Origin of the sequence: Amycolatopsis albispora (assembly GCF_003312875.1) — a bacterium.
Classification (GTDB): Bacteria; Actinomycetota; Actinomycetes; order Mycobacteriales; family Pseudonocardiaceae; genus Amycolatopsis; species Amycolatopsis albispora.
In genome coordinates this window covers 1,377,934-1,390,267 of sequence record NZ_CP015163.1, presented here as the reverse complement: position 1 = coordinate 1,390,267, position 12,334 = coordinate 1,377,934, and the positions used below count along the sequence as shown (strand labels likewise).

The following is a 12,334-nucleotide window of genomic DNA, read 5'->3' as shown; positions in this document are numbered from 1 at the left end:
TAACTAGATGGTTCATTAACCCCGCCTCCCCGCTGTGTCTGAGCAACGGAGCACGGACTTCAGGAGCCCACGGTGACCCCTGTGCAGGGCATGCCACGCAAGGCCGCGCTGGCCGCCTGGATCGGCAGCGCGCTCGAGTACTACGACTTCTTCATCTACGGCACCGCCGCGGCGCTGGTGTTCAACAAGATCTTCTTCCCCGCCTCCGCGCCCGCCGCCGGCACGCTGCTGGCGCTGGCCACCTTCGGCGTCGGTTACCTGGCACGGCCGATCGGCGCGGTCATCCTCGGGCACGTCGGGGACCGGTTCGGCCGCAAGAAGGTCCTGGTGTTCACCCTGCTGCTGATGGGCGTGGCCACCTTCGCGGTCGGCTGCCTGCCGACCTACGCCGACGTCGGTGTGCTCGCCCCGATCCTGCTGGTGGTGCTGCGGTTGCTGCAGGGCCTGTCCGCCGCGGGCGAGCAGGCCAGCGCGAACTCGATGTCGCTGGAGCACGCCCCCGAGCACCGGCGCGCCTACTACACCAGCTTCACCCTCAGCGGCACCCAGGCCGGGCAGATCCTGGCCACCGCGGTGTTCCTGCCGATCGCCGCGCTGCCCGAGGACCAGCTGCTGTCGTGGGGCTGGCGCCTGCCGTTCTGGTGCAGCGCGCTGGTGGTCGTCGTCGGTTTTGTGGTGCGGCGCAAGCTGGACGAGACACCGGTGTTCGAACGCGCCGAGGTGGCCAAGCTGCCGGTCGCCGTGCTGTTCCGCGACCACTGGGCCGACGTGCTGCGGGTGGTCGTCGCCGCCACGATCGCCTCGGTGAGCACGATCTTCACCGTCTACGCGCTCAGCTACGCGGTGAACACCATCGGGCTGGAACGCACGCCGATGCTGTGGGTGGGCGTGCTGGCCAACGTGCTGGCGCTGGCGGCGATCCCGGCACTGGCCGCGCTCGCCGACCGGATCGGCCGCAAGCCGGTGTTCATCGGCGGCTGCCTCGCCTGCGGGCTGCTGATCTTCCCGTACCTGTGGTCCATCTCGGTGGGGCAGTTCCCGCTCATCTTCGCCTTCGGGCTGCTGTTGTTCGGCGTGGTCTACAGCGGGGTCAACGGGGTGTGGCCCGCTTTCTACGGCGAGATGTTCAGCGCGCGGGTGCGGTTGTCCGGCGTGGCGATCGGCACGCAGGTCGGCTTCGCGGTGGCGGGCTTCGCGCCGAGCGTGGTGGCCGCGATCGGGTCCGGCAAAGAGGACTGGCTGGGCGTGGCGATCTTCACCGCGGCGGTCTGCCTGGTCGCCGCCGGTGCCGCGGCGACCGCACGCGAAACGCACCGCGTGCCGACCGACCGGCTGGGCGTGAACGAACCGGCCGCGTCAGCCGTAGGTAGTGGCAACACAGGCGAGCTCGGTTCCCCGGCCCCGGACGACAGGTTGCCCGATGTCACTACACCACCCGCGCACCACGACAACGACACTCGACCCCAGGCCCCTCGGCGATGACACGCGGCACACCATCGCCTTCTACCAGCACTGGGTGCCCGACCGCACCGTGCTCGAACTGGGCGCGAACCCGGACGGACCGGCCCGCGCGCTGGCCGCGGCCGGGTTCAGCGTCTTCGTCGTCGACGACTCCCCCACCGCGATCGAGTACGCGGCCAGCATGCCGGGCGCCGAAGCCGTCTACTTCGTGCACGCCGACCTGCGGCGCGAGTGCCTGGAGGACGTCTTCGGCGCGGTGCTGGTCGAGCCGTCGGCGCTGGCGCAGCTCTACACCCTGCGCGCGCAGATCGAACTGCTGATGACCGCCGCCGACCACATCGTCGACGACGGCGTGGTGATCATCGAGACGCCGACGGCGCCGGTGCGGCTCGGGCACTACTACCGGACCGCGGAGTTCCCGCCGCTGGCGGAACTCGACATCATGGCGGGCACCGCGGACCTGCGCCTGCTGCACCGGACCGGCGGCTTCGGCGGCAGCCGGACACTGTCGGTCTACGGGCTCGGTTTGTGACCTGGGTCACGCTCCGGAGCCATGGGTGCGCATTGCCCGTCCACCTCGGTATCGCCGATGTGGGGGGACGGACGAATGCGCAAACGTGCCATCGGAATTCTCGGAGTGGTCACCGCCATCGTGCTGACCGGCTGCCAGTCGACACCGGTCGCGGACGAGGGCGAGCCCGCGCCGCCGCCACTGCCGGCCGGGCTCGACCTCGGGCGGGCGAACCGGGCGGCGCCGCTGCCCGGCCTGCCCGACTGGAGCCGGGCCGGTTACCGCGAAGGCGAGAACCTGCCGGCGGAAGCCGACTACAACCCCGATCCGGCCTGCCGCATCACGCCCGGAGAGCTGGCCAACCAGTTCGACGTGCGCCCGGACGACGGTGAGGACGACTCCGCGGGCATCCAGTCGGCGATCGACCGGATCCGCACCGACTGCACGCCGGACGCCGGGTTCGGCAAGCTTTCCCTGATCATCTTCCCGGCGGGCACGCTGGAGGTCAGCAGGCAACTCTGGGTCGACGCCGACTACCTCACCCTGCGCGGCGCCGGGCACAGCACGCGTGTGGTCTTCCGCCCGGACGAGAACACCCGCTACGACACGCTCACCGCCGACGGCTCCGCCTGGGATCCCGACGCGATGACCTGCGGTGACGCCAAGGGCGGCTGGCTGTGGCCCGGCCGCGGCCTGTTCCGCGTGCAGTCGCAGGCGGTCGAAGAGTCCTATCAGGACAGTTGTACCGAGCCGAACCGGCAGGATCTGGTGAAGGGCACGGTGAACGTGCACTGGAAGGCGGGCGTGAAGCTGGCCGCCAAGCCGGGCAGCGCCGGGATCGCCGCGCACGCCGGGGACACCGAGGTGCACCTGGCGAAGAAGGCCAAGGACTTCACGGTCGGCGGCCTGGTCAACATCCGCGCCGCCAACACCACCCGGATGTACGAGGAGCAGCAGGCGCTGCCGACCGAGCACGAGCTGCAGAACCTGCACATGCGCCAGCGGATGTACCGGATCACCGCGGTCGGCGAGAAGTCGATCACCCTGGACCGGCCGCTCGACTTCGACGTGCCGGTCACCTCGACCTCGGACGGCTCGGCCCCGATCGACGGCGACGAGTACGACAGCAAGGCCGCGCCCGTGGTGGATCCGGTGGTGGGCGTCGGCTTCGAGAGCTTCGCCTTCACCCAGGAGGTGCCGGGGCTGACCCCGGACCGGGTGCGCCACGACTACGGCAACTTCGCGCCCGAGTCGGCCATGCACGGCATCGTGTTCAAGTGGGCGGCCGACAGCTGGGTGCGCAACGTCCGGATCGAGATGGCCGGGTCGCACCCGATCGTCACCGAGGAAGCCAAGAACCTGCAGATCGTCGGCAACCAGCTCGACGGGTCGTGGAACAAGGGCAAGGGCGGCAACGGTTACCTGCGCGGCAGCCGGGTGTGGGACAGCGTGTACGCGAACAACACCACGCGTGGCCTGCGGCACTTCACCTTCCAGTGGTCGGCCGCCGGCAACGTGGTGCTCGGCAACGAGTTCGACAGCGACCTCAACCTGCACGGCGGCTGGGAACGGCAGAACCTGTTCGAGAACAACACCGTCCGGGTGCCCGCCGCGCACGGGCCGGGCAACTGCACCGCGAACTGCGGTGCCGAGGGCGGCGGCAGCGAGCAGGGCACCTGGTACCCGATCTGGTGGGGCGCGGGCAAGAAGGCGGTCAAGTGGTCCGGCGCGACCGGCCCGCAGAACGTCTTCTTCCGCAACAACCTGGCCAAGCAGACCACCCCGGACGGCCCGTTCGACGCCTACGCGCCCTACGGCACCGGCGGTGACACGGTGTTCCAGTTCGGCTGGCAGGCCGGGAAGTGGCAGCACCTCGGCCGCGACGGCGCGCCGATCACCGACTGGGCGGGCAACGAGACCGCGGACTTCGCCGGGCACGGGGTGGACACCGGCCTCACCCACGCCGGGCCGTCACTGTTCCTGCGTTCCCTGGGCTGAGCGCCGCAGCTCGGCCTTGCGGATCTTGCCGGATCCGGTGCGCGGCAACGCTTCCACCGTCTCGACCGACACCGGGATCTTGTACTTCGCGAGCCTGCCGAGCAGGAACTCCCGCAGTTCCCGCTCGGTCAGCTCGTGCCCGGCGTGGCAGACCACGAACGCCTTGCCGACCTCGCCCCACTTCGGGTCGGGCACGCCGATCACAGCCACCTCGGCCACCGCGGGGTGCTCGAAGACGGCGGCTTCGACTTCGGCGGGATAGACGTTCTCCCCGCCGGAGACGAACATGTCCTTGAGCCGGTCGACGAGGTGGAAGTGGCCGTCGGCGTCGACGGTGGCGAGGTCGCCGGAGCGGAACCAGCCGTCCTCGGTCCACGCGGCCGCGGTCGCCGCCGGATTGTTCCAGTAACCCGGCGAAACGTTGGGGCCCTTGATCAGCACCTCGCCGGGTTCACCGGGCGGAGCGTCCACTTTGGCGTCACCGAAGAACACCGGCACCCCGGCCGAACCGGCCTTGCGCAGGCTCTCCCCCGCTTCCAGGAAGGTCGCGCCCGGTGCGGTCTCGGTGAGCCCGTACCCCTGGCAGAACACCAGCCCGCGGTCCTGGTAGGTCCGCACCAGCGCGAGCGGCACGGCCGCCCCGCCGCACATCAGCGTCCGCAGCGAGGACAGATCGGCGGTGGCCCAGCGCGGGGACGCCGCGAGCGAAGCGAACATCGTCGGCACGCCGAACATCAGCGTGACGCGGTACCGCTCGATCAGGTCGTAACAGCCGTCCACGTCCCACGAACCGGTCAGCACCGAGCAGCCGCCCTTGATGAAGGTGGGCAGCAGCGTCTGCCCGAGCGCGGCGACGTGGAACAGCGGCGCGGACACCAGTGCGACCTCGTCCGCGGTGACGTCCACGCCGACGAGCAGGTTGTAGGTGTTCCAGACCAGGTTGGCGTGGCTGAGCATCGCGCCCTTGGGACGGCCGGTGGTGCCCGAGGTGTAGAGGATGAGCGCGATGTCGTCCGGCCGCACCTCGGTGTCGAGCGGCACGGGCGGGGCGTGTGCTTCACCGGCGGGCACGGCGTCGATCCCCAGCCCGTCCGCAACTTCGGCGTACTCCGGGGTGTGGAGCAGCAGTTTCGCGCCGCTGTCGGCCAGTACGTAGGCCAGTTCCGGGGCGGTGAGCCGGAAGTTGAGCGGGACGAAGATGGCGCCGAGCGCATGCGTGGCGAACATGGCCTCGGCGAACGACGGGTGGTTCGGGCCGAGATAGGCCACCCGGTCCCCCGCCGAAACCCCGCGACCCGCCAGGTACGCCGCGGCCGACGCGACACCATCGGCGAACTCGGCGTAGCTGATCGACTGTCCATCGTGGACGAACGCGGTGCGGCCCGGCGACATCCGCGCCCGCCGCACCGGCCAGGCACCCAGGCCGTGGTCGCGCATCCGCTCTCCCTTCAGGACGCGGTCTCCGGCACCGCGCCGCCGCTGAGGTCCTGCCTGCTGGTTTCCTTCAGCGCCAGCACGCACACCACGGTGAGCACGCAGAACGCCGCGATGATCCACGAAATCGCCGCCGTGCCCGGCCCGCGCCGCAGCTCGGCGAACAGCAGCGGCGCGAAGCCCGCGCCGAGACCGGCCAGCTGGTAGCCCAGCGACGCCCCGGTGTACCGGTTCTCCGTGCTGAACAGCTCGGCGTACAACGCGGCCAGCGGCCCGTACATCATCGGGTGGAGCACGCCCTGGCCGAGCACCAGCGCGAGCACCAGCAGCAGCCCGTTCCCGGTGGCGACCAGCGGGAACAGCAGGAACCCGTAGACCGCCATGGCCAGCGCCCCGGCCACCACCACCGGCCGCCTGCCGAACCGGTCCGAGGCCGCCGACCAGCCGAGAATGCCGACCACCGCGCACGCCGACGAAATGGTCAGCGCGTTCAGCACACTTTGCCGAGGATGGCCTTCCTGCACGCCGTACGCCACCACGAAGGTGGTCAGCGTCGACTGCGCGACAAACGCCGCCAGCCCGACGCCCACACCGAGCGCGAGCACGCGCGGGTGCTTGCGGAACACGTCGAGCACCGGCACCCGGCGGCGGCCGGTGTCGCGCACCGCGCGGAACACCGGCGTCTCCTCCACCTTCAGCCGGACGAACAGGCCGACCGCCAGCAGCGCGATGCTGAGCAGGAACGGGATCCGCCAGCCCCAGTCGAGAAAGGCCTCCTGGCCGACGATCGCGCCGGTACCGCTCATCGCGGCGGTGGACAGCACCATGCCGCACGGTGCCCCGGCGTTGGTGAACCCGGCCCACAGCCCGCGCCGGGTGCGCGCGTGCTCGGCCGACATCAGCACCGCGCCACCCCATTCCCCGCCCACCGAGATGCCCTGGACCACCCGCAGCAGCACCAGCCCGATCGGGGCCAGCGCACCGGCCTGGGCGTAGGTCGGCAGCAGGCCGATCAGGAAGCTGGCCACGCCCATCAGCGACATGGTCAGCAACAGCATCCGCTTGCGCCCCAGCAGATCGCCGAAGTGGCCGAAGACCACCCCGCCCAGCGGGCGCGCCAGGTAGCCGGTGGCGAAGGTGCCGAGGCTGGCGACGGTGGCCGCGAGCGGGTCGAGCGAGGAGAAGAAGACCTTGTCGAACACCACCGCCGAAGCCGTGGCGTAGAGCAGGAAGTCGTAGTACTCGATGACACTGCCCAGGAAGCTCGACGCGACCGCGCGCCGGAGCTGGACGGGATCGTGCGACGGCTCGGTCATGGCGGACTCCCTCGTCGTCGGGGGTGCTACCGGTGGTTTTACGGGTGTTCTTCACGCGTGGTGAGGCCCAGCAGCTTCGCCGCGTTGTGCTTGAGGATCCGCGGGCGGACCTCGGGCTTGATCTCCAGCTTTTCGAAGTCGGCGAGCCAGCGGTCCGGGGTGATCAGCGGGTAGTCCGAGCCGAACAGCACCTTGTCCTTGACCAGCGAGTTGGCGTAGCGCACCAGCTGCGGCGGGAAGTACTTCGGCGACCACCCGGACAGGTCGATGTGGACGTACGGCTTGTGCGTGGCCACCGCCAGCGCCTCGTCCTGCCACGGGAAAGACGGGTGCGCCAGCACGATCCGCAGTTCCGGGAAGTCCGCGGCCACGTCGTCGACCAGCATGGGATTGGAGTACTTCAGCCGGATCCCGCCGCCGCCCGGCACGCCGGCGCCGATCCCGGTCTGCCCGGTGTGGAACAACGCGGGCACGCCGAGTTCCTCGATCGCCTCGTACAGCGGGTAGGCCATCCGGTCGTCCGGCGCGAAACCCTGGATGCTCGGGTGGAACTTGAACCCGCGCACCCCATGCCGCTCGACCAGCCGCCGCGCCTCGCGCACGCCGGCCAGCCCTTTCCACGGATCGACGCTGGCGAACGGGATGAGCACGTCGGCGTGCTCGGCGCAGGAGGCGGCGATCTCCTCGTTGGCGATCCGCGGGTGGCCGGTGGCGTGCTCGGCGTCCACGGTGAACACCACCGCGGCCATCCGGCGTTCGCGGTAGTACGCCGCCATCTCGGCGATGGTGGGCTGCCGGTGGCCGTGCGCGCCGAAGTGGCTCGCCGAGGCCGCGAGCAGTTCGGGGTTCAGCGACGGGTGCCCGTCCGCCGAGACCTCGGCGTGCGTGTGCACGTCGATGGCCACCAGTTCTTCGAGGTCCACCGCGCCTCCTCGCCATCGACGGCCGGGCTTCAACATAGGGCGATGTTGTGACGGCCGTCAAGATTGTGCCCAACATTGGCGGGGCTCTAGGCTGAGCGCGTGACCGAAGAACCGCTGAGCTACTCGGCCAGGCCGCAGTCGCTGATGCTCAGCTTCCTCGGCCTGCACGTGGCGGGCCGGGACACCGCCGTCTACTCCGGCAGCGTGATCGACGTGTTCGCCAGGGTGGGCATCTCGGAGGAGGCGGTGCGCTCCACGCTGACCAGGATGGTCGGGCGCGGCCTGCTCACCCGGCACCGCCGCGGCCGCCGCGTCTACTTCAGACTGACCACCCGGGCGGCGGAGGTGCTGGCCGACGGCAAGCGGCGGATCTGGCAGACCGGCGCGGTCAACCGCGACTGGGACGGGCACTGGACGCTGGTCGGCTTCTCGCTGCCCGACAGCAGGCGCAGCGACCGGCACGACCTGCGGTCACGGCTGGTCTGGGCGGGGTTCGGGCCGCTGCAGAACGGGCTGTGGATCGCGCCGGGCGTCAAGGACAGCACCGCGCTCACCGCGCTCACCGGTGACCTGGGCGACCACGTGAACGTGTTCATCGCGCAGCACACCAAGCCGACCGAATCGGCCGACCTGGTGCGCCGCGCGTTCGACGTCGAGGCGATCGCGACGCGCTACCACGCCTTCCTCAGCCGGTGGGAGACGCCGTCACCGCTGCCCGCGCTGCCGGACGAACTGGCGCGTCAGCTGGTGCTGCACACCGACTGGCTGCAGCTGGTCCGGCAGGATCCGCACCTGCCCGCCGAGCACCTGGCGCCGGACTGGCCAGCCATCCGGGCCGAGCAGCTGTTCCACCGGCTGGCCACGCGGTACCAGGAAACGGCGGGCGCGCTGGCCACCGAGGTGCTCGACGAAATCCCGGTGCCGTAAGGGGGGCCATGGACACGAATGTGGCTTTCGGGGCGTTTTCCGCCCCGAAAGCCACATTCGTGTTCGCGGCTAGAGCAGGGCGCCGAGCGGCAGGATGAGCACGATCGCCACCACGGAGATCACCGTCTCCATGATCGACCAGCTCTTCACCGTCTGCCCCACCGAAAGGCCGAAGTACTCCTTCACCAGCCAGAACCCGGCATCGTTGACGTGCGAGAAGAACAGCGAACCGGCACCGATCGCGAGCACCAGTAGCGCGCTGTGCGTCGGGTCCAAAGTGGCCGCGAGCGGCGCCACGATGCCCGCCGCGGAGACCGTGGCCACCGTCGCCGAGCCGGTCGCCAGCCGGATGGCCACCGCGACCAGCCAGCCCAGCAGCAGCGGCGAGAAGTTCGCCCCGGTGGCCAGGTCGGTGATCACGTCGCCGACACCGGCGTCCACCAGCGTCTGCTTGAACCCGCCACCGGCGCCGACGATCAGCAGGATGCCCGCGATCGGGCCCAGCGAGTCGGCCAGCGTGCTCGACATCCGGCCACGGCTGAACCCGGCGGCCCGGCCCAGGGTGAGCATGCCGACCAGCACCGCCGCCAGCAGCGCGACCAGCGGGTCACCGACGAAGTCGAGCACGCGCCGGAGCTGGTTTTCCTTCTCCAGCAGGATGTCCGCCAGCGCCTTGCCCATCATCAGCACCACCGGCAGCAGCACGGTGGCCACCGTGGCGAAGAAGCTCGGGCGCCGCGTGTTCTGCTCGGTGTCGCCGACCGACTCCGGGATCAGGTGCTCCGGCGCCTTGGCGTCCGGCACCAGCCGCGCGGCCAGCCTGCCGAACACCGGACCGGCGATGATCACCGTCGGGATGGCGATCAGCACCCCGAGTGCCAGCGTGATGCCGACGTTGGCGTTGAGCGCACCGGCCGCGGCGAGCGGACCGGGGTGCGGCGGCACCAGGCCGTGCAGCACCGACAGCCCGGCCAGTGCCGGGATGCCGAGCAGCATCAGCGGCTGCCCGCTGCGGCGGGACACCAGCAGCACCACCGGGATCAGCATGACCAGGCCGATCTCGAAGAACATCGGCAACCCGATCAACGCGGCCACCAGCGCCATCGCCCACGGCAGCAGCTTCGGCCCCGACCGGGAGATGATGGTGTCCACGATCTGCTCGGCCCCACCGGAATCGGCGAGCAGCTTGCCGAGCATCGCGCCGAGCGCGATCAGCACGCCGACCGAGGCCACCGTCGAGCCGACGCCGGAGCTGAAGCTCTTGATCAGCTTGTCCACCGGCATGCCGGCCACCAGGCCGAGCACGCCGGAGCTGAGGATCAGCGCCAGGAACGGGTGCAGCTTCAGCTTGGTGATCAGCAGCACGATCAGCGCGATGGCCAGCACGGTCGCGCCGAGCAGGCGGAGTTCGTGACCGCCGGCAGCCGCGGCGAGTGTGTTCACGGGTGGTCCTTCCGGTAGGCGGTGAGCGCGGCTTCGACGAGGTCCTCCGGCAGGGCGCCGATGTCGAGGGTGTACCCGCGCTCGTCCTGGCGCAGCGGGGAGAGATCCGTCAGCTGCGAGTCGAGCAGCGACGGGGGCATGAAGTGGCCGGAACGTCCACCCATCCGGGTGGCGAGCAGTTCGCGTGCGCCGTCGAGGTGCAGGAACCAGACGTCACCACCGGCCCGCAGCACGTCCCGGTAGGCGTACTTGAGCGCCGAGCAGGTGACCACGCCGCCGGTGCGGTCGTGCGAGCGCACCCAGGCCGCGATCGAGCGCAGCCACGGCCACCGGTCCTCGTCGGTGAGCGGGACACCGGAGGTCATCTTCTCGATGTTCGACGCCGGGTGGAACTCGTCCGCCTCGGCGTACTCGACCCCGAGGCGCTCGGCCAGCGCGGTGCCGATGGTGCTCTTGCCCGCTCCTGCCACGCCCATCACCACGATGACCGCCATTGGGTGACCTCCTTGTCCGCGGCAGAGAGTAGACCCAATAAGTACTACTTAAGCAAGTGAAAGGTACTACTTAATCGAGTCAGTACGTTACCGTCACCGCATGGCCGACGGTGTGCACTCGAAGATGCTGGACGAGCTGGGCACCGCGATCGCGGGTGGCGAGCTGCCGCCTGGCTCGGTGCTCCGCCTGGAAGAACTGCAGGTGCGTTACGGCGCTTCGCGCACGGTCGCGCGCGAAGTCGTGCGCGCGCTGGAGACGATGCGCCTCACCTCGAGCAAGCGGCGGGTCGGCGTGACCGTGCGTGAGCACGCCGAGTGGAACCACTACGACCCGCGGGTGATCCGCTGGCAGCTCGACGGGCCGCAACGGCAGTCCGCGCTGCGCACGCTGACCGAGCTGCGGTCCGCCATCGAGCCGAGCGCCGCCCGGTTCGCCGCGCTGCGCGCCACCCCGGAGCAGCGGGGCAGGCTGCGCGCGCTCGGGTCACGGCTGGCGAGCACGGCGAAGGCACGCGACCTGACCACGTTTCTCGGGCACGACATCGACTTCCACGACCTGCTGCTGTCCGCGTCGGGAAATCCGATGTTCGCGCAGCTCTCCGAGGTGGTGGCCGAGGTGCTCACCGGGCGGACCGGGCACGGGCTGATGCCGCCGGAACCGCAGCCGGAAGCCGTGGCACTGCACCAGGAAGTCGCGTACGCGGTGGACCGCGGGGAGCCGGACCGGGCCGAGCGCGCCATGCGCGACATCGTCATCCAGGCCCGGGACGAGATGGTGGAACTGTCGGGCTGACCGGCCTGCTAATGTCCGCTTTGCGCCTTTCGGCAACCAGACGAGCCGAGGCGATCCCACTCCCCTTTCCGGAGGAATTCCCCATGTTCAAACGGATGCTGAGCGCCTTCGGCGTCGGCGGGCCGTCGGTCGACACCGTGCTCGACTCCCCCGACGCGGTGCCCGGCGGCCGGATCACCGGCCAGGTCCGCATTCAGGGCGGCAAGCACGAGGCGAAGATCGACCGCATCGAACTGTCGCTGGTGACCAGCGCCGAAGCCGAGCACCACGACCACGAACGCGCCGGTGCCGCGGAATTCCACCGGATCGTGGTGCGCGAGGACGTGCGCGTCACCGCCGGTGAACAGCTGGACGTGCCGTTCGAACTGCCGGTGCCGTGGGAAACCCCGCTCACCGCGGTCGGTTCGGCGCACCTGCGCGGCATGGTGGTCGGCGTGCGCACCGAACTGGTCATCGCCGGAGCACCGGACAAGGGCGACCTGGACCCGGTCGCGGTGCACCCGCTGCCGTCGCAGGAAACCGTGCTCGACGCCTTCGGGGAGCTGGGTTTCCAGTTCCACAGCGCGGATGTGGAGGTCGGGCGGCTGCACGGGGTGCCGCAGCGGCTCGGCTTCTTCCAGGAGCTGGAGTTCTTCCCGCCACGCGAATTCGCCGGTCGGATCAACGAGGTCGAGCTGACTTTTGTGGCCACACCGCAGGAACTGCACGTGGTGCTGGAGGCGGACAAGCGCGGCGGCATGTTCGGCTCGGGCGGTGACGCCTTCGGGCGGTTCGGGTACGCGCACGACGAAGCCGAGCGCGTGAACTGGCCTCAGCTGGTCGGCGAGTGGCTGACCCGCGTCGCCGAAAGCAGGCCGTCGGGATACCACGGACACCATGACGAGTACGGCCACCAGGGACATCACGGACATCACGGGCACGGACCCGGGATGGGCGCGATGGTCGGTGGCGTGGCGGCCGGGGTGGTCGGCGGTATGGTCCTCGGCGAAGTGATCGACGAAATGGGCGATTTCGGGGACTTCGGCGAGGAATGA

At 70.2% G+C, this 12,334-nt stretch carries 11 protein-coding genes; 6 read left to right on the top strand and 5 right to left on the bottom strand.

Going from position 1 to position 12,334, the window contains the following annotated elements; genetic code table 11:
• Positions 1-90: 90 nt before the first annotated feature.
• The 3 genes from A4R43_RS06710 to A4R43_RS06700 all read left to right on the top strand — a co-directional run bounded on the left by A4R43_RS06710 (position 91) and on the right by A4R43_RS06700 (position 3,970).
• Positions 91-1,482 (top strand): MFS transporter, encoded by a 1,392-nt coding sequence (locus tag A4R43_RS06710; protein ID WP_113691517.1) that lies wholly within the window; start codon positions 91-93, stop codon positions 1,480-1,482.
• A 34-nt stretch (positions 1,483-1,516) separates the two neighbouring features.
• Positions 1,517-1,993 (top strand): class I SAM-dependent methyltransferase, encoded by a 477-nt coding sequence (locus tag A4R43_RS06705; protein ID WP_113691516.1) that lies wholly within the window; start codon positions 1,517-1,519, stop codon positions 1,991-1,993.
• Positions 1,994-2,068: 75 nt separating this feature from the next.
• Positions 2,069-3,970, top strand: a complete 1,902-nt coding sequence (locus tag A4R43_RS06700) for a right-handed parallel beta-helix repeat-containing protein (RefSeq protein ID WP_162788346.1) — start codon at positions 2,069-2,071, stop codon at positions 3,968-3,970.
• On the opposite strand, the gene A4R43_RS06695 is transcribed toward A4R43_RS06700, so the two are convergent.
• Genes A4R43_RS06695 through A4R43_RS06685 form a run of 3 tightly spaced genes read right to left on the bottom strand, consistent with a single transcriptional unit; the run spans position 3,944 to position 7,643 of the window.
• Entirely contained in the window at positions 3,944-5,407 is a 1,464-nt protein-coding gene (locus A4R43_RS06695) for an acyl-CoA synthetase (protein WP_113691514.1), read from the bottom strand. The two genes, A4R43_RS06700 and A4R43_RS06695, sit on opposite strands and share 27 nt — an antisense overlap.
• Before the next feature lie 11 nt (positions 5,408-5,418).
• Positions 5,419-6,720 carry an MFS transporter gene (locus A4R43_RS06690; RefSeq protein WP_113691513.1) on the bottom strand — a complete coding sequence of 434 codons (1,302 nt, stop codon included), beginning with the start codon at positions 6,718-6,720 and terminating at the stop codon, positions 5,419-5,421.
• A gap of 38 nt (positions 6,721-6,758) precedes the next feature.
• Complete coding sequence (locus A4R43_RS06685; protein ID WP_162788345.1) at positions 6,759-7,643, bottom strand: amidohydrolase family protein; 885 nt, start codon at positions 7,641-7,643, stop codon at positions 6,759-6,761.
• 99 nt (positions 7,644-7,742) lie between these two features.
• On the opposite strand from A4R43_RS06685, the gene A4R43_RS06680 reads away from it, so the two are divergent.
• Positions 7,743-8,570, top strand: a complete 828-nt coding sequence (locus A4R43_RS06680) for a PaaX family transcriptional regulator (protein WP_236808807.1) — start codon at positions 7,743-7,745, stop codon at positions 8,568-8,570.
• Positions 8,571-8,639: 69 nt separating this feature from the next.
• Here the strand turns inward: A4R43_RS06680 and A4R43_RS06675 are convergent, their stop codons facing one another.
• On the bottom strand, positions 8,640-10,013 hold the full coding sequence (locus tag A4R43_RS06675) for a GntT/GntP/DsdX family permease (RefSeq protein WP_113691511.1): 1,374 nt from the start codon (positions 10,011-10,013) through the stop codon (positions 8,640-8,642).
• Positions 10,010-10,507 (bottom strand): gluconokinase, encoded by a 498-nt coding sequence (locus A4R43_RS06670; protein WP_113691510.1) that lies wholly within the window; start codon positions 10,505-10,507, stop codon positions 10,010-10,012. The genes A4R43_RS06675 and A4R43_RS06670 overlap by 4 nt, the downstream gene beginning before the upstream one ends.
• Before the next feature lie 124 nt (positions 10,508-10,631).
• Between A4R43_RS06670 and A4R43_RS06665 the strand changes: the two genes are divergently transcribed.
• Both A4R43_RS06665 and A4R43_RS06660 read left to right on the top strand, forming a co-directional pair.
• Positions 10,632-11,300, top strand: a complete 669-nt coding sequence (locus tag A4R43_RS06665) for a FadR/GntR family transcriptional regulator (protein ID WP_113697385.1) — start codon at positions 10,632-10,634, stop codon at positions 11,298-11,300.
• A gap of 83 nt (positions 11,301-11,383) precedes the next feature.
• Positions 11,384-12,334 carry a sporulation protein gene (locus A4R43_RS06660; RefSeq protein WP_113691509.1) on the top strand — a complete coding sequence of 317 codons (951 nt, stop codon included), beginning with the start codon at positions 11,384-11,386 and terminating at the stop codon, positions 12,332-12,334.